This window comes from Nonomuraea africana (assembly GCF_014873535.1).
Taxonomy (GTDB): Bacteria; Actinomycetota; Actinomycetes; order Streptosporangiales; family Streptosporangiaceae; genus Nonomuraea; species Nonomuraea africana.
On record NZ_JADBEF010000001.1, the window covers coordinates 4801788 to 4823890 of the forward strand.

Below are 22103 nucleotides of genomic sequence, written 5' to 3' on the forward strand. Positions count from 1 at the left end.
GGTCAGGCGGAGACGGGCGCCTCGGGCACCGTCCGCATCTTCGGGATCGGCGACAGCGCCAGCACCGCCATCGGCACCAGCGCGCCGATCAGTGCCGCGACCAGCACCACGGGCCGCATCCCCACCGCCTGACCGACCAGCCCCGCCACCAGGGCGCCCACCGGCGCGGGCACCAGCCCCATCGCCCAGATCGTCGCGATCACCCTGCCGGTCAGCTCCCTGGGCGTCGACGACTGCAGCACGGTGATGTTGTTGACCATGAACACCTGCGTGCACAGCCCGACCAGCAGCTGCGCGACTCCCAGCATCGCCACCGCCAGCCACAGCGGGCCGCCCGCCAGCGGCACCAGGATCAGAGCGCTGTTGCCGACCACGGTGGACCACAGCATCGTCGGCCCCGGACCGATGCCCTTCATCAGCCTGACCGACAGCCACGCCCCGATGATGGCGCCGATGCCGCCGACCGCCAGCACGCCGCCCACCCACGCGGCGGGGACGCCGACCCCGTCCACGACGTAGGGGAAGTACAGCGTCTGCAGGATGCCGATGTCGAAGAAGGAGTAGACGGCGGTGGCGATGGCCAGCGGCCGTACCTGGGGCTGGGTCATCACCCAGCTGAAGCCCTGCCGGATGGCGCCGATCATGGAGCCGCCGCCGTCGGGCTGCGGTGCCTCCTCCTTCTTTTTGATCGACAGCAGGCACAGGGCGGAGGCGACGTAGCTGGCCACGTCGATGAGGATGACCAGCGGCGCCGAGCGCGCCGCGACGAGCACGCCGGCGAGGCTGGGCCCGACCGCCTTGGAGAGGGAGTCGCTGAGCTGCAGCTTGCTGTTGCCCTCGCCGAGGTGCTCGGGCGGCACCAGGACGGGCAGGTAGGAGCGGTAGGCGATCTCGAACAGCACGCCGAAGACGCCCATGACGAAGACCACGACGTACAGCCACCACAGCGTCAGCAGGTCCATCAGGAACAGCAGCGGCACGGTGGCCAGCATGAGCGCGCGCATGGCGTCGCTCCAGATGAGCACGGGACGGCGGCGCATCCTGTCGACCCAGACCCCGACGACGAAGAACAGCACCATCGGCAGCCTGGCCAGCGCGCCGAGCACGCCCATCTCCGCGACGGAGGCGTTCAGCAGCAGGAACGCCACGATGGGCATCGCCAGCACGGTCACCTGGGTGCCGACCAGCGACAGGCTCTCCCCTGCCCACAGCTTGAGGAAGTCGGGGTTGCGCCACAGGGTGGCGGGCTCAGCCGTCGGTGAGGCCATGGTCGATGCTGCTCCTCAGTTCGGCGGCCGCGTCGGCGACCAGGGGCTCGTACAGGACGGTGAAGCGTTCGCCGAGGATCGGCGAGATCCGTAGCCGCCCGGTGACCACGGAGCCCCAGCCCATGTCGCCGGGGGCCGCGCCGTTCTCCGCAGGGGAGAACAGCAGCACGTCGCCGTCGTAGGGCTCGTGGCGGTAGTGGCCGACGGCGTGGGCGTTGGCGCGGAAGACCTTCACGAAGCGGCGCGCCTGGTTCAGGTCGGCGGTGTCGGGCTGGAGCGTGTCGGCGCGGGCGGCGGCGTCGATGACGGTGAGCAGCCGCTGCTCGGGGTCCATCCGGTGCAGGTCGTCGAGCTCGACCTGGACGGGCCCGCCCGCCAGGGCGTGCATGAGCAGCACGGCGTCGTCCTCCAGCGAGGCGCGCAGCACGGGCTCGTCCGCGTCGGAGTAGAAGAGCGCGACCAGCGGCACCTGCTCGCCCATGGCCCGCAGCCGCCTGGCGGACTCCAGGGCGATGTTGCCGCCGATGCAGAACCCGCCGAGCACGTAGGGGCCGTGCGGGCGGATCTTGAGCAGGTGCGCGACGTAGTCGTCGACCATCTCCTCCAGTGTGGCGTGCGGCTCCTCGCCGGGCGCGAGCCCCGCCGCCTGGATCGCGTAGACGGGCTGGTCGGCGCCCAGATGGCGGGTGAGCGGCAGGTAGCGGAAGACCTGCCCGCCGAGGGCGTGGAACAGGAAGATCGGCGTGCGGTCGCCGCCGGGCCGCAGCGGCACGATGCGCTCGGGGGCGCCGTCGTTGTCCTGCGGACGGCGCAGCTCGGCTGCCAGCAGCGCGACCGTGGGCGCGGTGAGCACGGTCGACAGCGCCACGTCCCTGCCCAGCTCCTTGCGCAACCGCATCGTCAGGCGCAGTGCGAGCAGCGAGTGGCCGCCGAGGGCGAAGAAGTCGTCGTGGACGCTGACCGCGCGCACCCCCAGCGTCTCCTCCCACAGCACGGCCAGGCGCGCCTCGAACGGGTCGCGCGGCGGGACGTACCGCTCCCTGCCCGGCTCCCCCGGCGCGGGCAGGGCGGCGCGGTCGAGCTTGCCGTTCACCGTGACGGGCAGCGCCTCCAGCGCCACCCACGAGGCCGGCACCATGTGCTCGGGCAGCCGCCCGCGCAGCCGTACGGCGAGCGCCGTCCCGTCGATCTCCGCGCCGGGCTCCAGGACCACGTAGCCGACCAGCCGCTCCTCCCTCAGCGTCACCACCGCGGAGCGGACCTCGGGCTGCGCGGCGAGAACGGCCTCGATCTCGCCCAGCTCGACCCGCTGGCCGCGGATCTTGACCTGGAAGTCGGACCTGCCGAGATACTCCACCTCGCCGCCGGGCAGCCACCTGGCCACGTCGCCCGTGCGGTACAGGCGCGCGCCGGGCGGGCCGTAGGGGTCGGGCACGAACCGCTCGGCCGTCAGGCCCGGCCGATTGACGTAGCCGCGGGCCAGCTGGACGCCGCCCAGGCACAGCTCGCCCGGCGTGCCGACCGGCACCCGTTCGCCACGCTCGTCGAGGATCTCCATGCGGGTGTTGGCGATCGGCCGCCCGATCGGCACGGTCGTCTCGCCCGGACGGCAGGCGTGCCACGAGACGTCCACCGCCGCCTCGGTCGGCCCGTACAGGTTGTGCAGCTCGGTGTGCGGGAGCCGGTCGAGGAAGCGGCCCGCCAGCTCGGCGGGCAGCGCCTCCCCCGAGCAGATCACCCGCCGCATCGTCTCGGGCAGCAGCGGCTCGTCCAGGAAGACGGCCAGCATCGAGGGGACGAAGTGCAGGGTGGTGATCCGCTGCGAGGTGATCAGCTCGGCCAGGTAGGCGCTGTCCTTGTGCCCTTCGGGCCGGGCCACCACCAGGCCGGCACCGGCCGTGAGGGGCCAGAACAGCTCCCACACCGACACGTCGAACCCGATCGGCGTCTTCTGCGCCACCCGGTCGGCGTGGGTGAGCGGGAAGGTCTCCTGCATCCAGCGCAGGCGGTTGGCGATCGCCCGGTGCGAGACGCCGACACCCTTGGGCCGGCCGGTCGAGCCCGAGGTGAAGATCACGTAAGCGAGGGCGTCGGGGTGGACCTCGGGCAGCCGGCCGAGCGGGCCGGCGGCGGCGCCGTCCACGCGGAGCGCGACGCCGTCCGGCAGCAGGGCCGCGGTGTCCGCGGTCGCGAGCACCGTGCGCGCCCCTGCCTCGCCGATCATGTAGGCGAGCCGTTCGGCGGGCAGCGAGGGCTCCAGCGGCAGGTAGGCGGCGCCCGCGCCGAGCACGCCCAGCAGCGCGGGCAGCAGCTCGGGCCCGCGCTCCATGCACACGCCGACCACGTCGCCAGGAACCGTTCCCGCCGCGATCAGCCGGTGGGAGACGGCGCGGGCGCGCGCCGTCAGCTGCCGGTAGGTGAGCCAGACGCCGTCGTAGCAGACGGCGGGCGCGGTCGGCGTGCGCGCGACCTGGGCGGCGATGATCTCGTGAAGCGGGGCGACGTCGTACGACCTCGCGGTGTCGTTCCAGCGCTCGATCGCGGCCGCGCCACGCGCGAGGTAGGGGGCGGCGGGCCGGGGATCGGCCTCGGTGTCGGTGGCCTGGCGCAGCGCGGTCAGGTAGTGGTCCCTGACGGCGGCGACCTGCTCGGCGCCGAACTGGGTCCGGTCGTAGGCGATCGCCAGCTCGAACCCGCCGTGCTCCCTCGCCCTGGTGAAGCTCGTCGCGAACGGCAGGTCGGTCTGCTCGAAGAACTCCTGGTCCACGACCTCGATGCCGGGCATGCCCCGGTAGACGTGGAAGTCGCGGAAGTCGAACAGCACGTCGAGCAGGGGCGCGCGGCCCGAGGCGCGCTGGATCTCGAACAGCGGGTAGCGCCGGTGCGGCAGCAGCGCCACCTCGGCGTCGAACACCCTGCGCACCAGCGCCGCCCAGCTGGGAGCGGTCACGTCGATCCGCAGCGGCACGGTGTTCAGGAACAGCCCGAGCACCTCCTCGCCCGCCTCGCTCTCCGGACGGCCGTGGGTGACGAGCCCCGTCATGACCTCGGGCGCGCCGGTCACCAGCCCCAGCACGCGCAGGTGGACGGCCAGCAGGACGGTGCGCAGCGGCACCCGCAGCGACCTGGCCACCCGCTCCAGCTCGGCCAGGAGCGCGGCGGGGACGGGCGTGCGCAGCACCTCGACGAGGCTCTCACCCTCCGCGGCGTGCCCTGGCAACCGCGGGAGGCGGGTCTCCGGCGCGTCGGCCACCCGCTCCAGCCAGAACTCCCGCGACTCCGCCGAGGAGAGCGCCGCGCGCTCGCCCGCGACCAGGTCCCTGAACCGGGCCGAGGGCGCTGTCACGGGCAGCGGCTCGCCGGAGAGGTGCGCGTGGTAGCGGCGGAACAGCTCGGTGATCAGCGACGCCACGCTCCACCCGTCGAGGATCGCGTGGTGGAAGCTCAGGCTGAAGGCGAAGTGCCCGGCCGCGAGCAGGTGCACGTGCACCCTGGCCAGCGGCGGCGCCGACCAGTCGAAGGGGCGTCGCTTCTCCCGCTCCGACCACTCCTTGACGCGTTCGCCGCCCTCGGGATCGCCCGACAGGTCGGTGACCTCCAGCGGGATGACCGCCGAGCGGTGCACCAGCTGCAGCGGCTCGCTGAACCTGGTCAGGTCGATCGAGGTGCGCAGCACCGGATGCCTGGCGGCCAGCTCGGCGAGCGCGGCCTCGAACGCCGCCCGGTCGAAGCGGCCGCGGAGCGTGACAGTGGTCAGGTCGTGGTAGGTGAGCGCGTCCGGTTCGTAGGCGCTGTGGTAGAGCATTCCGGCCTGCAGCGTGGCCAGGGGGTAGGCGTCCTCGACGCCGCCGGGCGCCCCCGTCGTGACCGTCATCCCGCCTCACCTTCCAGCATCAGGGCCAAGTCCTCGGGATTGAGCAGCTCGAAGGCCGCGACCTGCGTCTCCTGCGGCTCCGTGGCCTGCGCGGGGCGCAGGCGCGCGGCGAGCTCGCCGAGGGTCTGGTGCAGGAACAGCTGCTCCAGCCGTACGGCATAGCCCGCCGCCCGCAGGCGGGCGACCACCTTCAGGCTGCGGATGGAGTCGCCGCCGACGGCGAAGAAGTTGTCGTGCGCGGAGACCTGGTCGAGCCCGAGCACCTCGCGCCAGGCCGCGGCGACGGCGAGCTCGGCGGGCCCCTCGGGCTCGGCGTGCGCGTCCGCCGCCTGGTGGCGGGGGCGGGGCAGCGCCTGACGGTCGAGCTTGCCGCTGCGGGTGAGCGGCAGCGCGTCGAGCAGCACCCAGGTGGTGGGGATCATGTGGTCGGGCAGCCGCCCGGCCAGCTCCTCGCGCCAGCCTGCCGCCTCGGCCTCCCCCACCACCCGCACAGCGCCACCCGCCGGCGCCACGAAGGCTGCGTCGGGCATCCCAGGAGCGGCTTTGGGCAACTCCGGGCTTTTTTCGCGCGACGCGGGAGCGGCTTCAGGCGACGCGGGGTCGGCTTCCGGCACCACGTAGCCGACCAGGCGCAGTCCTGCGCCGTCCTCGACCGCGTGGGCGGCCGCCGCGCGCACGCCGGGTAGCGCGGCCATGGCCGCCTCGATCTCGCCCAGCTCCACCCGCATGCCGCGGATCTTGACCTGGAAGTCGGACCGGCCGAGATACTCGATCTCGCCGTCGGGCCGCCACCTGGCCACGTCGCCGGTGTCGTAGAGCCGCGCGCCCGGCGGGCCGTGCGGGTCCGGGACGAACCGTTCGGCGGTCAGCCCCGCCCTGCCCGCGTACCCGCGGGCGAGCTGGACGCCGCCGATCCACAGGGTGCCGGGCACGCCGACGGGGACGCGGTTCAGCCGGTCGTCGAGGATCTCCAGGCGGGTGTTGGCGATCGGCCGCCCGATGGGGATCGTGCGCTCGCCCGGCCGGCAGGCGTGCCAGGAGACGTCTACCGCCGCCTCGGTCGGGCCGTACAGGTTGTGCAGCTCGACGTCCGGCAGCCGCTCGTGGAAGCGCGCCGCCAGCTCGGCGCTCAGCGCCTCTCCCGAGCAGACGACCCGCCGCAGCGTGTCCGGCAGCCGTGGCTCCTCCAGGAAGGCGTCCAGCATGGACGGCACGAAGTGCGCGGTGGTGACCGACTCGGCCTGGATGAGGCCGGCCAGGTAGGCGGGGTCGGCGTGCCCGCCGGATCTGGCGACGGCCAGGCCCGCCCCTGTCATGAAGGGCCAGAACAGCTCCCACACCGACACGTCGAAGGAGAAGGGTGTCTTGTGCAGCACGCGGTCGGCCTCGGTCAGCGCCAACGCGTCCTGCATCCAGCGCAGCCTGTTGACGATCGCGCGATGGGAGACGCCGACGCCCTTGGGCCTGCCGGTCGAGCCCGAGGTGTAGATCACGTACGCGAGGGCGTCGGCGGGGACGCCGACGTCCAGCGGAGCGGCGTCCTCGGCCCCGACGGCGTCGGCGTCGCGGTCGAGCAGCACGTGCGCGACGTCGCCGGGCAGCGCGCCCGACGCCTCGCCGGTCGAGATCACCAGCCGCGCGCCCGCGTCGGCGGTCATGAAGGCCAGCCGGTCGCGCGGGTGGTCGGGCTCCAGCGGCAGGTAGGCCGCGCCCGCCGCGAGCACGGCGTGGACGGCGACCACCAGGTCGGGGCCGCGTTCCAGGCACACGCCGACGACCTGGTCGCAGCCGGCGCCGAGCGCGCGCAACCTGCGGGCCAGCCGGTTGACCCTGGCCGCGAACTCCTCGTAGGTCCACCACGGCCCGCCGTCGAAGCCCAGCGCGGGGGCGCGCGGGGTGCGGAGGGCCTGAGCGGCCACCAGCTCGTGGAGGGTGCCGCCCGGTTGAGCGGCGGCCGTGTCGTTTGCCGTGTCGTTGGCCGTCTCGATGGCCGCGAGCTCGGCAGGGGTGAGCAGGGCGGCGTCGGCGACGGCGCGTTCGGGGTCGGCGACCACGGCCGCCAGCAGCGCACGGTAGTGGTCGGCCAGACGGCGCATCCTGTCGTCGTCGAACAGGTCGGTGGCGTAGTCCATGACGCACAGCAGTGAGCCGTCCGCCCGCTCCTCGACGACGAACCCGAGGTCGAACATGGCCGTGCCGGGGCGGACGTCGCGGCGCTCCAGCTTCAGGCCGTGGCCGTCCCCCGGCAGGTCGGGGGTGTTCTGGTAGGCGAGCATGACCTGGAACAGGGGGTTGCGCGACAGGTCCCGCCTGACATCCAGCTCGTCGACCAGCACCTCGAAGGGCAGGCCCGCGTGCTCGACGGCGCCGAGGACCCGGTCGCGGGTGCGGCGCAGCAGCTCGGTGAAGCTCGGCCGGCCCGACAGGTCGCCGCGCAGCACCAGTGTGTTGAGGAAGAGGCCGACGGTCCCGTCGAGGGAGGGGTGCGGCCTGACCGACATGGGCGTGCCCAGCGGGATGTCCAGCCGTCCCGTGTAGCGGGACAGCAGGGCCTGCAGGCCGGCCACGAGCGCCATGAACGGCGTGGCCCGCTGCTCGGCGGCCAGCGCCCGCAGGCCGCCGGCGAGGTCGCGGTCCAGGTCGAACAGCAGCCGCCGGCCCTCGTGGGCCCGCAGCGCCGGCCGCGGCCGGTCGGCGGGCAGGTCCAGCAGGTCGGGCAGGCCGTCGAGCGCCTCCCGCCAGTAGGCGAGATCGTCGCCCTGCGGCTGCTCGCGCCGCCACTCCACGTAGTCGGCGTAGCCGGCGCGCGGCTCGGGCGGGCGCCCTCCCGCGTACAGCTCCAGCAGCTCGTTGAGCAGGATGGCCACCGACCAGCGGTCGGCCAGGATGTGGTGGAGGGTCAGCACCAGCCGGTGCTCGTCCTCGGCCACCTGGATGAGCAGGGCGCGGACCAGCGGTCCGGTGGTGAGGTCGAAGCGGAAGGCCGCCTCCGCGAGCTCGACCGCGTCCGCCTCCGGCTCGGTCAACTCGCTGATCGTCAGCGCGGGGCGCGAGGGTCCTGGGCGCTGCCACGGCTCGCCGTCGTCGACCGTGACCACGTGGGTGAGGACGGGGTGCCGGTCCACGAGCGCGTCGAAGGCCGCGGCCATGGCGGCGTGGTCGAGAGAGCCCTCGATCCGGTAGGCCCACGACAGCGTGTAGGCCGGGTTGCCGGGGTCGAGGCTGTCGATGATCCACAGGCGGCGCTGGGCGTCCGACAGCGGCGCGGGCGCCGAAGGGTCGGCTCGGGGCGGGATCGGCGGCGCATCGAGCGGGCCGGCTTCGCCCGCCCTCAGCTCCAGTACGGCCAGCGCCTGCGCCTCGACGGTGGTCGCCTCGAAGCAGCGGCGCAGCGGCAGCTCCACGCCGAACTCCTCGAAGACGCGGCCGACCAGGCGCACGGCCAGCAGCGAGTGCCCGCCGGAGGCGAAGAAGTCGTCCCGCACACCCACGCGCTGCCTGCCGAGCAGCTCGGCCCAGATCGCGCACAGGGTCGCCTCGGTGGGGGTGCGCGGCTCGACCCGCTCGGCCTCGACGGCCCGCGGCGGCGGGAGCGCCGCTCTGTCGAGCTTGCCGCTGGGCATCACGGGGAAGGCCGTCACCGCCACGAAGGCGGCCGGGATCATCGCCTCGGGCAGCCTGGATCGCAGGTGTGCGCGCAGCTCGCCGGTCATGCCGGCGGGGCCGGCCGAGCCCGTCCAGTCCAGGTAGGCGACCAGGCCGCGGCCGCCGGGGGCGTCCTCGCGCACCGTCACCACCGCCCGCCGTACCGAGGGGTGCTCGGCGAGGACGGCGGCGACCTCGTCGGGCTCGATCCGCACCCCGCGCACCTTTACCTGGTCGTCCAGGCGGCCCAGGTACTCCAGTGTCCCGTCGGTCCGCCATCGGACGAGGTCGCCCGTGCGGTACAGGCGGCCGCCCGCCGTGCCGAAGGGATCGGGCACGAACCGCTCGGCGGTCAGCCCCGGACGGCCGTGGTAGCCGCGGGTCACGCCCGCGCCGCCGAGCAGCAGCTCGCCCGGCACGCCCACGGGCACCGGGCGCAGGTCGCGGTCCACCACGTACGCGGTCGTGTTGGCCACCGCTCTGCCGATGAGCATGGTGGTGGCGCCGCGCGGCACCTGATAGGCGGTCGACCAGATGGTGGTCTCCGTCGGGCCGTAGAAGTTCCACAGCTCTCCCGCGACCTCCAGGAGGCCCGCGGCCAGGTCGGCGGGGAGCGGCTCGCCCCCGCAGATGACGCGCGGCAGGCCCGGCGGCAGCTCGGGCAGCGCCAGACCGGCCACCGACGGGGTCAGCTGGACCAGCTCCACCTCGGCCGCGGCGGCGCGGATCAGCTTGGGGGTGCGGGCGGTGTCCTCCGGCGCGACCACCAGCGTGCCGCCCGACAGCAGCGGGGTGAAGATCTCCAGGGCGGCGATGTCGAACGACAGCGAGGTCATCAGCAGCGCGCTGCCGCCGCCCAGCGTGCGGATGACGTCCGTGACCAGGTTGACCACGCCGCGATGCGGCACCTGCACGCCCTTGGGCCGGCCCGTCGAGCCGGAGGTGTAGATGAGGTAGGCCAGGTGGTCCTGGGTGACGGTGGGCAGCGGGCCCTCGGGCGCGGGCGGGCACCGGTCGAGCAGGAGCTCCGCCGGCCGCGTGTCGGGCAGGCGGTCGAGGAGCGACGAGTGGGTCAGCAGCAGCGCCGCGCCCGAGTCGGACAGCAGGTAGGCGAGCCGTTCGGCCGGGTAGGCGGGGTCGAGCGGCAGGTAGTGCGCGCCCGCCCGCAGGACGGCGAGCAGCGCGACGACGAGGCCGGCGTCGCGCGGCAGGCACAGCGCGACGCACGACTCGACGCCCACGCCGCGCGCGGCCAGTAGCCTGGCCAGCGCCTCGGCCCGCGTGACCAGGTCGGCGTAGGTGATCTCCTCGCCCTCCATGGTCCGCACGGCGATCGCGTCGGGCGTGCGCTTGGCCTGCTCGGCGACCAGGTCGTGCAGCGGCAGCCCCGGGTACGGCGCGGCGGTCGCCGTCCAGTCGTCGAGCATCCGCCCGCGCTGCTCGCCGGTCATCAGCGGCAGCTCCGACAGCCGCAGCCCCGGATCGGCGGCCGCCGCGGTGAGCAGCAGCCGGTAGGCGCCGGCCAGGCGGGCGATGCTCTCCTCGTCGAACAGCTCGGTGCTGTACTCGACCCAGATGCCCGCTCCCTCGTCCGACCTGACGACGTCCAGGCTCAGGTCGAGCTCGGCCGTGCCGTTGGAGAAGCGCCCGCGCGTCCCCAGCGGCAGCAGGTTGAAGCCGACCTGGAAGAGAGGGGTGCGGCTGGGGTCGCGGTCCGGCTGGAGCGCCTCGACCAGCCGGTCGAAGGGCGCCTCGGCGTGGTCGAGCGCCTCGAGCACGGTCACCCGTACCCGATCGAGCAGCTCGCCGAAGGAGGGGTCGCCGCCGAGATCGGTCCGCAGCACAAGGGTGTTGATGAACATGCCGATCAGCGGCTCGACATCGGGCAGGTCCCGGCCCCCCACCGGCGAGCCCACCGCGACGTCGTACTGGTCGGCGTGGCGGGCCAGCAGCGCCTTGAACCCGGCCAGCAGCACCATGAACAGCGTGGCGCCGCGCCGCCTGCCCAGCGCCTCCAGGCCGTCGACCAGCTCGGCAGGCAGGCTCAGCTGGTACTCGGCGCCCGCGTGCCCGCGGACGGGCGGGCGCGGCCGGTCCGTGGGCAGCCCCAGGTCGCGCGGCAGCCCCGCCAGCCGGTCGCGCCAGTAGTCGAGCTGCTCGGCCAGGACGCCCTGGGAGAGGTGCTCGCGCTGCCACACCGCGTAGTCGGCGTACTGGATCGCGAGCTCGGGCAGCCGGTGCGGCCGCCCCTCCGCCAGCGCGGCGTCGATCTCCAGCAGCTCGTTGACGAAGGTGGCCCCCGAGGTGGCGTCGAAGACCGCGTGGTGGACGACGAACACCAGCCGCTGGTCGCCCTCGGCCAGCCGGACCAGGCGCGCCCGCCACAGCGGCGCCCGGTCCAGCTCGAACGGCTGACCGGCGTCGGCGCGCGCCAGCGCGTCGAACTCCCGCTCGGCCCGCTCGGGCGGCAGCCCGCTGAGGTCGGTGTGGGCGAGCGTGACCGGCGACTCGGCGCTGACCACCTGGACGAGGGACCCGTCCTCGACGGCCAGCGCCGTGCGCAGCGTCTCGTGCCGCCTGACCATCTCCGCCAGAGCCCTCGCGCACCTGTCGTGGTCGGCGCCCGCGGGCAGGTCGATCACGATGTTGACGTGGTGCACGGGCACGTCGGGGTCGAACCTGGACAGGAACCACAGGCGTTCCTGCGCGTAGGAGGCGGGAAAGACGTATGAGCCGCTCACCTGTCGTTCCTCCTACCGCCCCATGGCCTCACGCAGGCTGCGGGGGCGCATGTCGGTCCAGACTCGCTCGATGTGGTCCAGGCACTGCTGCTTGTCGCCCGCGAAGCCCGCCTCCCGCCAGCCGTCAGGCACCGGCCGGTCGGCGAACCAGATGGAGTACTGCTCCTCGTCGTTGACCACGACCCTGTACTGGCCTTCGCGCATGTCACGCCCTTTCCTGCCTGGGCAGCCTGGTCAGGGCCACCTGCTTGACCGGTTGCTGGCCGCGCAGCTCCTCCACCAGCGCGGCCATGCCCGCCACCGTCGGCACCTGGAAGAGACTGCGCATCGGCAACCTGACGCCGAGCTTCTTCCTGATGAGCGCGATGAGCTGGACCGCGACCAGAGAGTTGCCGCCGAGCTCGAAGAAGTCCTGCTCGACGCTGACCTGCCGGGCGCCGAGCACCTCGCCCCACAGGCCGGCGAGCGTGCTCTCCAGCTCGTTGCGGGGGGCGACGTGATCGTCGTCCAGCGCGTGGGCGCCGTCGGCGGCGGCCGCCGCGCCGTCCAGCTCCTCGGCGACCGTGTCCTGCGTCAGCTCGCGCACTCCGGCCACGAACTCGGGCAGCGGGGTCGCGTTGACCACCACCTGGGTGCCGAGGCCGACGGCCAGCAGCCTGCGGAAGGCGTCCGCGCCGCCCGCCGGCGAGATGCCCGCCTTGGCGCCGTCGAGGTCCATGGCCATGCCGGCGGCCGCCGACTCCTCGTCCACGGCGCGGTCCTCGACGCTCTCCTTCGCGCCTTCGCCGACGGTCTGGGTGACCGCCTCCCTGTCGATCCTGCGGAGCACGAAGTCGGAGATCGTCAGGATCTTGCCGCCGTCGTCGTCGTAGAGGGTGAAGTCGACGGCGACGATCTCGCCGCCCCCGGTGTCGCGGTGGGTGGCGTGGCTCCACACCCGTGCGGGGACGGGAGCGTGCACCACGATCCTGCCGTAGCCGATCGGCAGGAAGCTGTGGTCGTCCCTGGCGCCGAGGAAGGCGGTGGCCTCGTCGAGCAGCGCGGCGTGGAAGACGAACCCGTCGATCTCGGCCGCCACCTCGGGGCCCGCCTCGAGCCTGGCCAGTGCCTCGTTCTGGCCGAGATACACCGCGCGCAGGCTCGTCCAGCGCGGGCCGAAGGACAGCAGGCCCGAGGCGGAGGAGAACACGTGGGCGATGTCGTCACTGCTGGCGTGGGAGCAGCGGGCGCGCACCTCGGACAGCTCGGCGGCGTGCTCCTGCCCGCCGCGGACCCAGGCCGCCGCTCCTCTCGCGTGCTGGCGGGTACGGCCGGCCACCACGCTGACCACCTCGAAGTCCACGCCGTCGCCGCCGGGCGTCAGCAGCACGCGCAGCTCGGCGGCGCCGCCGTCGGCCACCGGCATGGGCGCGACGAAGGCCACGTCGCGCAGCTCGACCTCGAAGCCGGGACCTGGACTCGGCACGGCGTCCTGGAACGCGGCCCTGGCGGTGTCCAGGTAGACGGTGCCCGGCATGACGGGCACCCCTGCCATGCGGTGCTCGTCCAGCATCCAGTGGGTGTCAGGGGCGACGGTCCCGCCGTACCAGGGGGTGCGGCCCGGTGTCTCGTGCCGGTGCGACAGGACGGGGTGGTCGAACGGGGTGACCCGGTCGCCGCGCTGCAGCGCGCGGAAGGCGACGGGGGCGGCGACCTCGGCCGCCATGCCGACCTCCAGCCACGCCCCCCAGTTCACCGACAGCACCCGCCCTGGCCAGGTGTGGGCGTAGGCGTCCATGAAATTGTTGGCCGCGCAGTAGTCCACCTGGCCGAAGCCGCCCGCCACGGCCGTCACCGACGAGCACAGCAGGACGAAGTCCAGGTCGAGATCGCCGAACACCTCTCGGAGCGCGAGCGTGCCGGCCAGCTTGGGCGCCATGACGAGGTCGGCGGCTTCGCGCTCCTTCACCTCGGCCATGCCGCCGCCGGGCAGGCCGGCGGCGTGCACGATGCCGTCCACCCGGCCGAACCTGCCGACGGCCGCCGTCCTGACCTCGCGCAGGCTCGCCGGGTCGGTGACGTCGGCGGCCATGACGAGCACCTCGGCGCCCGCCGCCTCCATCCTGCGGACGGCCCGGACGGCGCGGCCGGTGCGGTCGTCGGCCGCTTCGAGAGCGTCCCATTCGGCCCGCGGCGGCAGTCCCGACCTGCCGATCAGCACGAGCCTGGCCCTGACGCGGGCGGCCAGGTCCTCGGCCAGGGTCAGGCCGATGCCGCCGAGCCCTCCGGTGATGACGTAGACGCCCTCGGCGCGCAGGCCCGCGCTCTCTTCGCCGGGCGCGGCCACCGGCACCTGCTGGTAGCCGCGCACCCAGCGGCGGCCGGCCCGCAGGGCCACCGGGGACGGCGGCACGCCCTCCTCCGGCTCCTCTGGAGCGGCGGCCAGCTCGGCCAGCAACGGGACGGGGTCGTAGATCGCCGCCTCGAGGTCGATGTGACGCACCGACAGCCAGCGCGCCTCCAGCGGGACGACCTTGGCGATCCCCGCCACGGTGGCGTGCTCGGGCCGGTCGAGGTCGTGCCCCGTGACGCTCTGCGTGCCCGCCGTGATGACGTCGAGATGGACGTCGTGCTCGCGTTCGGCCTGGGCGAGGGCCTGGACCAGGTTGAGCAGGCTGTGGAAGCCCAGGTCCTGGGCGGCCAACGTCTCGCGGACGCCGTCGGCGGGGTCGCCGTCGAGAGTCCAGGCGTGGATCACCCTGGCGGGCACTCCCGCGCTCGCCAGCAGCGCCTCGTAGTCCTCCCGCCGCCCCGGCCGCACGGTGATCGTGCCGTCGGCGGCCACGCCGAAGGCGTCGCCCGCGACCACGGGCACCACGTCGGCGCCCGCCGTGCGCAGCGCCGCCACCAGCGGCTCGGCGGCCTGACCGGCGAAGACGAGGCAGCGCCCGCCCCAGTCGGCCGTGCTCGCCGTGACGGCGACGGGAGCCTGCCGCCAGGCGGGGACGGAGTACCACTCCTCGCGAGCGAGCGCCCCCGCGCGCGGGGGAAGCGGGTAGACCAGCTCAGGGTCGATGGTGGTCTGGACCCAGTGGTGGGTGCGTTCGTAGGGGTAGCCGGGCAGCGGCACCCTTCGGGCCTGCTCCCCCAAGGCGTCGGCGTCGAGCTGGACGCCCGAGGCCCACAGCGCGCCGGCCGCGGCGTACAGCACCTCGAGGTCCTGCTTGGAGTCGGCCGGCCCGGGAAGGCTGGCCAGGGGCGCGGGCCCGGTGCGCGGCAGCTGGGTCCTGGCGAGACCGGCCAGTTGCCTGCCGGGGCCGCACTCGACCAGCCGCCACTCCCCTTCGGCCGCCAGCGTCGCCACACAGTCGCCGAACCTGACGGCCTCCCGCAGGTGACGGGTCCAGTAGGCGGGGTCGACGGCCTCCTCTGCGGTGATCCAGGTGCCGGTGACGTTGGACAGGAACGGCTTGCCGGGCGCGTGGCGCGCCGCCCTGGCGACGATGTCGTGGAAGTCGCCGAGGATGGGGTCCATCATCGCCGAGTGGAAGGCGTGCGAGGTGCGCAGCATGGTGCGCCCGACGCCCGCCTCCTCGAGGCCGGCGGCGAACTCCTCCACCAGACCGGTCGGCCCCGCCACCACGCAACTGCCCGGGCCGTTGACGGTGGCGATGGACAGACCGTCGGGCAGTTGCCTGCGGACCTCGTCCTCCTCCAGCCGCACGGCCAGCATCGAGCCCTCCGGCATGCTCTGCATGAGCCTGCCCCTGGCGGCCACCAGGCGCAGCGCGTCGGGCAGGTCGAAGACGCCCGCACAGGTGGCGGCGACGTACTCGCCGATGCTGTGGCCGATCATGGCGGCCGGTTCCACGCCCCACGAGCGCCACAGGCTCGCCAGGGCCCATTCGACGGTGAACAGCGCGGGCTGGGTCAGCGAGGTCTGGCGCAGCCGCTGCTCGGCCTGCTCGCGCTCGTCGTCGGCGGGGAACAGCAGGGTCCTGAGGTCCAGCCCCAGCTCGTCGCGCAGGATCTCGGCGCACTCGTCGACGGCCGCCGCGAAGACCCGCTCGGTGCGGTACAGCTGGGCCCCCATGCCCGCGTACTGCGCGCCCTGCCCGGAGAACAGCCACGCCACGCGCGGCTTGCCCGCCTTGCCCTTGATCAGGCGGCGCGGGTCGGTCAGGGCGGCGACCGCGTCGGCGGCGTCGGCGGCCACGACGGCGGCGCGGTGCGTCATCTCGCGCCGCCCCTTGCGCAGCGTGAACGCCACGTCGGCCAGGTCGGCCTCCGCGCCGTCGAGGCGGTCGGCCAGCCTGCGCACGGCCGCCTCCAGCGCGGTGGGCGTGCGGGCCGACACCTGAAGCAGGTGGGCCGGGCGCGGCTGCGTCGTGGGGACGGGGGCGGGCGGCGCCTGCTCCATCACGATGTGGGCGTTGGTGCCGCCGATGCCGAAGGAGCTGACGCCCGCGCGGCGCGGGAAGCCGTCGGTCTCCCACTTGGTCAGCGTGGAGGCGACGTAGAACGGGTTGGTGCCGAAGTCGATGCGCGGGTTGGGGGTGTCGAAGTTGAGCGTCGGCGGGATCATCCCGTGTTCGAGCGCCAGCACGGTCTTGATGAAGCCCGCGATGCCCGCGGCCGGGCCGAGGTGGCCGATGTTGGTCTTCACCGAGCCGATGCCGCACCAGCCCGCGTCGTCGGTGTCGCTGCCGAACACGCTCGACAGGGCGGCCACCTCGATCGGGTCGCCGAGGGAGGTGCCGGTGCCGTGGGCCTCGACGTAGGTGACGGTGCGCGGGTCGACCTGGGCGACGCCGAGCGCCAGCGAGACCGCGGCGGCCTGGCCCTCGGCGCTGGGCGCGGAGAAGCCCACCTTGGTGGCGCCGTCGTTGTTGATCGCGTTGCCGGCGACGACGGCGCGGATGTGGTCGCCGTCGGCGATGGCGTCGGACAGCCGCTTGAGCACGGCCACGCCGCCGCCTCCGCCCCAGATCGTGCCCGCCGCGGCCGCGTCGAAGGCCCTGCAGTGCCCGTCGGCCGCGTAGATGCCGTCCTGGTGGTACTGGTATCCCCACTCGGCCGGCATCTCCAGCGAGACACCGCCGGTCAGCGCCATGTCGCACTCGCCCGCGCGCAGCGCCTCGCACGCCACGTGGATGGCGACCAGCGAGGACGAGCAGGCGGTGTGCATCGTCACGCTGGGGCCGCGCAGGTCGAGCTTGTAGGAGACCAGTGTCGCCAGGTAGTCGGGGTGGTTGCCGGTGAAGACCGCCAGGCTGCCCACGGAGGCGAACACCTTGCGGTTCGGGCGGATGTACATCCATTGGTACTCGTCGGACCCGATGGTCCCGTAGACCCCGACCTCGCCCTGATACCTGGAGGGATCGTAACCGGCGTCCTCCAGGGCGGTGTTGGACAGCTCCAGGAACATCCGCTGCTGCGGATCGCGCAGCTCGGCCTCACGCGGCGACATCCCGAAGAACGCCGCGTCGAGCGCGCCGTAGTCCTCGGCCACCGCGGCCGCGCGCACGAAGGTCGGATCGTCGAGCAGGTAGTCGGGGACCCCGAGCGCCTCCTGCTCCTCCCGCGTGTAGAACTTGACGGACTCCACGCCGTCGACCAGGTTGCGCCAGAACGCGGGCACGTCCGCGGCGCCGGGGAGGCGGCAGGCCAGCCCGATGACCGCGATCGGCTCGACTGTCTGCTCTGGTTCGTGGTACGCCGGACCGGTCATTCCTTGTTCTCCTGTCTGGCCTGGTAAGGCCTGCGAGATGACGGTCGTGCCTGGCGCGCCGCGATGCGTCGGGCGGCGCGCTCCGGTCCGGCCGTACGGCGCTCGCCATCGAGGTGGGCGGCGAGCGCGCGGACGGTCGGGAAGCGGAACAGGTCGACGATGGGCACGTCCCTGCCGAGTGCGGCGGTGAGACGGGCCTGGACCTGTGCGGTGGCGAGCGAGTGCCCGCCGATCTCGAAGAAGTTCTCGTCCGCGGCGATCCTCGGCAGGCCGAGAACCTCTCGCCAGACGCCTGCGATGAGCCGTTCGGTTCCGGTGGCGGGCTCCTCGCCCCGTCCGGCCGCGGGCCTGGGGGCGGGCGCGGGCAGTGCGGCCGTGTCGATCTTGCCGTTGGGGGTCAGGGGCAGCGCGGGTATCAGGATCAGATCGGCGGGGACGGCGTAGTCGGGCAGGCCGCTCCTCAGGTGCCGCTGCAGCTCGGCCACCTGCGTGGCCGCGCTCACCGGCACGGCGTACGCCCGAAGCACGGGCCCGCCCTGCTGGTCGACGGATACGGCGACGGCGGCCCGCACGCCGGGGTGGGCCAGCAGCGTGTGCTCGATCTCGCCCAGCTCGACCCGGTAGCCGCGGACCTTGACCTGGCCGTCGCGCCGGCCCGCCACCACCACGCCGCCGTCGGGCCGGTACCTGCCGAGGTCGCCCGTCCGGTAGCGGCCGGTCGCGCCGTCGGGCTCGACGGCGAACCGCTCCGCGGTGAGCCGCTCGTCGAGATAGCCCTCGGCCAGGCGGCGGCTCCTGATCACCACCTCGCCCAGCTCGCCCACCGCGGCCGGCCGGCCGCCCGCCCCGAGCACGAGGAGCTCGGCCCCGTCGACGCCGTGGCCGACGGGCACCGGGTCTCCGCCGCCGCCCTCAGGCTCGCCGATGAGGTGCATCGCCTGGGTCTGCGGCGTCTCCGTCGTGCCGTAGGCGTTGACCATCCTGGCCCGGGGCGCGACCGTCCTGAACCTTGCCACGTCGGCCCAGGTCAGCCGGTCGCCGCCGAACACGACCAGCCGCAGGGCGGGTAACGGCACGCCGGCCGCGGCGATGAGCGTGGCCAGCTGCGGGGTCAGGTGGACGACCGTGACGGCGCGGTCGCGCAGCCACCCCGCCAGCCTGGCGGGGTCGCGGATCAGGTCCTGGCCGGGCACGCACAGGCGCGCGCCGAGCACGAGCGGGGTGAACGCGTCGCGCAGCAGGGGGTCGTGGGCGAGGCCGGCCAGCAGCGCGAAGGTGTCGTCGCCGGTGAGGTCGAGGGCCGTGGGGTACCAGTCGAGGAAGCGGGCCAGCGGCCGCTCCCCTGCGCGGACCGGCTTGGGCTCGCCCGTGGTGCCCGAGGTGAAGGACAGATACCCCTGCTCCTCGTACGGCACGACCGGGACGTCATGACCGGGCGGGGCGGGGCCGTCGAGGGGCAGGCGCGGGAGCCAGTCCAGCTCGGACGGCACGGTCGCGCCCGGACAGACGATCAGCGACCGGGCGGCGGCCGACCGGGCCTGCGCCGCCAGCCTCGCGGGCGGGAGGGCGGGGTCGAGCACCGCCCAGCGGGCCCCTCCCGCCAGCACGCCCAGGAGCAGCGCGGGCAGCTCGCACCGCCTGGCGGCCAGGACCGCGACCGTCTCGCCGGGCCGTACCGCCGCGGCCGTCGCCTTGACGATCTCGGCCAGGCCGGTGTAGGTCAGCTCGCCGCCCTCGCCGCCGACCGCCACGCGGTCCGGGCGCGCGGCCGCCTGCCGCAGGACGGTCTCCACGAGCCCGGGGCCGTCCCAGCCGGGGAGCGCCGCGCTCCCGTCGGGCAGCGCGGTGGTCGCGGGGCGCAGGGAGGCGTGCCGTACCGGCTCGTCGGGGGCGGCGACCAGGTCGCCGAGGAGCCTGAGGTAGCCCTCCAGCAGCGCCTCGATCCGCTCCGCCGCGAACAGCCTGGGGTTGTAGACGGCCTGCAGGACGTGCCGCCCCTGCCGTTCCCCGACGTACAGGGTGAGGTCGAACAGCGATCCCGGCAGGCCGGGCGGCAGCGGGGTGGCGGTCACCCCCGGCAGGCTGAGGCGCGGCTCGGTGAAGTCGTACATGTTGAACAGCACCTGGATCAGCGGGTTGCGCGACAGGTCACGCCCCGGGCCCAGCCGGTCGACCAGCCGTTCGAGCCGCACGTCGAGGTGGGCGAGCGCGTCCGACAGCGTCGACTGGCAGCGCGCCACGTGCGCGGCGAAAGCCTCGTCGTCCTCGATCCGCATCCGCACCGGCAGCATCTGGACCAGGCACCCCGCCATCGCCTCCAGCGCGGGGTCGCGGCGGTCGGCGACGGGTGTGCCGACGACCAGGTCGCGCTGCCCGGTCAGCCGCCGCAGCGCCTGCGCGAAGGCGGCGAGCAGGACCGCGTACGGCGTGGCGCCCAGGCGTGCGGCCAGGGCCCTGACGGCGGCGCTGGTCGTGGCGTCCGCCTCGGCCATGACGCCCGCGCCCTCGAAGGTCTGCACGGCCGGGCGCGGGTGGTCTCTGGGCAGGTCGAGCACGGCGGGGACGCCGTCGAGCCGCGCGCTCCACCAGTCGAGGTCGGCCGCGGCCTCCCTGGCGCCGAGCCAGGCGACGTACCCGCCGAAGGAGGCGGGCAGCGGGGCCTGCTGCTCGCCGCGGTAGGCGCGCCCGAGGTCCTCGTACAGCACCGACTGCGACCAGCCGTCGAACACGAGGTGGTGCGCGGTGAGCGCGAGGACGTGCTCGTCCGCGGCGATCCGCAGCAGGCGCGCCCGCCACAGCGGTCCCTCGGCCAGGTCGAAGGGCGCCGCCGCCTCGGCCTGCAGCCGCTCGCGCAGCCGCTCCTCGGTGACCTCCTCCACCGGGAGCGGCACCTCGCCGGGCGGGTCGACCTCGACGGCGGGCACCCCGCCCGACTGGGGTACGCGCCATCGCAGCACCTCGTGGCGGCGGGCGACGGCGGCGAGCGCGACGCGCAGCGCGTCGACGTCGAGCCGGCCCGACAGCCGCTGCGCCATCGCGATGTTGTGCACGGGTGTGCCCTGGGCCAGCCGTTCGACGAACCACATCCGCCGCTGGATCGCCGACAGCGCCGGGGGCGCCACGGCGGGCGGGTCGTGCAGCGGCGCCGCGGCCGCCACCCGGGCGGCGATGCCCGCCACCGTGCGGCCCGACAGCACGTCCTCGACGGCGATCTCCCTGCGTAAGCTGGCCCGCAGCCCCGTCGTGAGACGCATGGCCAGCAGCGAGTGGCCGCCCGATGTGAAGAAGTCGGCGTCGGCGCCGGGCTCGCCGGTCCCGAACGTCGCGGCCCACACCTCGGCGACGGCCCGCTCCTCCGCGCTCTCCGGCCGCCTGCCCGCCGCCGGGGCCTGGGTCGCCGCGTGGGCGCGCAGTGCCGCCAGGTCGATCTTGCCGCTCACCGTCATGGGCAGGACGGGCAGGCGGACCACCCTGGTGGGGATCATGTAGGACGGGAGCGTCCTGAGGCAGTGCGCGCGCAGCTGCGCCAGGTCGGGGGCGTCCTCGGGCGCCAGGTAGGCGGTGAGCTCCTTGTGCCCGCCCGCGCCGGTGTCCAGGTCGACGACCGCGTGGCGGATCGACTTGTGCGCGCGCAGCACGGACTCGATCTCGCCGATCTCGACCCGCTGGCCCTGGACCTTCACCTGCCGGTCCAACCGGCCGAGGAAGCCGATGGCGCCGTCGGGGCCGAGCACGACCCTGTCCCCCGTCCGGTACAGGCGCGCGCCCGGCCCGCCGTAGGGGTCGGGGACGAAGCGTTCGGCCGACAGGGCGGGCCTGTCCAGGTAGCCCCTGGCCAGCTGCGGGCCGCCGATGTAGAGCTCGCCCGGAACTCCGGGCGGGCAGGGCTCGAGCAGGTCGTCGAGGACGTGCGCGGTGCAGCCGGGCAGCGCGTGGCCGATGGGCAGCGGCCGGTCCCACTCGCCGTCCAGCTCGGTGCCGACCACACACACCGTCGTCTCGGTCGGGCCGTACCAGTTGTGGAAGCGCCGCAGTCCCGGCCTGGCCCAGCGGGCCACCTGCTCGGGACCCGCGGGCTCGCCCGCCGTGAGCAGATCGGCGATCGAGGGCAGCCGGTCGGGGTCGAGCAGCGGCAGCAGCGCGGGCGGGATGGTCCCCCAGGTCACCTCGTGCCGTTCGAGGAAGCGCTGGAGGCGTACGGGGTCCACCCTGTCCTCGTCGGGGACGAGCATGACAGAGCCGCCCTGGGCCAGCGGGGCGAAGATGTCGAGCACCGACACGTCGAACCCCAGGGCGGCGAAGCCGATGGAGCGGCAGCCCGCGCCCAGGTCGAAGCGTCCGCCCGCCATCGTGACGAAAGCGACCACCGCGGCATGGCTCACCACGACGCCCTTGGGCCGCCCCGTCGAGCCGGAGGTGTAGAGCACGTAGGCCGCGCCCGCCGGATGCGTGAGTCGTGCGGGCGGTTCCGGCTCCTCGCCCGCCTTCGGCCCGAGGAGCCGGACGGGCGCCGCCGCCAGCTTCTTCTCGCCCGTCTCGTCGGCGACGACGACGCCGATCCCGGCGTCGTCGATGATCGTGTGGAGCCGCTCGCCCGGGTGCGAGGGGTCCAGCGGCACGTAGGCGCCCCCCGCCAGCAGCACGCCGAGCACCGACACCAGCAGGTCGGGGCTGCGCCTGGCGCAGACGCCGACGCGCACCTCGGGGCCCACGCCCTCCTCGCGCAGCCGGTGGGCGAGCGCGTTGGCGGCGGCGGTCAGCTCCCGGTAGGTCAGGCTCTCGTTCCACTGCCTGATCGCGACGGCGTCGGGCGTGCGGCGCGCCTGGGCGGTGACCAGGTCGTGCAGAAGAGGACTCACGGTCAC

6 protein-coding genes are annotated in these 22103 nt (G+C 74.3%); all 6 read right to left on the reverse strand.

Annotated features, from left to right (window positions below):
• Nucleotides 1-2: 2 nt before the first annotated feature.
• The 6 genes from H4W81_RS22720 to H4W81_RS22745 are packed head-to-tail and all read right to left on the reverse strand — an operon-like array spanning nt 3 to nt 22103.
• A complete protein-coding gene (locus H4W81_RS22720) occupies nt 3-1268 on the reverse strand; it encodes an MFS transporter (RefSeq protein ID WP_192776677.1) in 1266 nt (421 codons plus the stop codon).
• On the reverse strand, nt 1249-5142 hold the full coding sequence (locus tag H4W81_RS22725) for an amino acid adenylation domain-containing protein (RefSeq protein ID WP_192776678.1): 3894 nt from the start codon (nt 5140-5142) through the stop codon (nt 1249-1251). Before H4W81_RS22725 ends, H4W81_RS22720 begins: the two co-directional genes overlap by 20 nt.
• Nucleotides 5139-11528, reverse strand: coding sequence for a non-ribosomal peptide synthetase (locus H4W81_RS22730; RefSeq protein ID WP_192776679.1), 6390 nt, complete (start codon nt 11526-11528; stop codon nt 5139-5141). Before H4W81_RS22730 ends, H4W81_RS22725 begins: the two co-directional genes overlap by 4 nt.
• A 12-nt stretch (nt 11529-11540) precedes the next feature.
• The gene (locus H4W81_RS22735; protein ID WP_192776680.1) at nt 11541-11732 is read right to left on the reverse strand and encodes an MbtH family protein; all 192 of its coding nucleotides are present in this window, start codon (nt 11730-11732) and stop codon (nt 11541-11543) included.
• A gap of 1 nt (nt 11733) precedes the next feature.
• The gene (locus H4W81_RS22740) at nt 11734-17238 is read right to left on the reverse strand and encodes a type I polyketide synthase (protein WP_192776681.1); all 5505 of its coding nucleotides are present in this window, start codon (nt 17236-17238) and stop codon (nt 11734-11736) included.
• Complete coding sequence (locus H4W81_RS22745) at nt 17235-22103, reverse strand: non-ribosomal peptide synthetase (protein ID WP_192776682.1); 4869 nt, start codon at nt 22101-22103, stop codon at nt 17235-17237. The genes H4W81_RS22740 and H4W81_RS22745 overlap by 4 nt, the downstream gene beginning before the upstream one ends.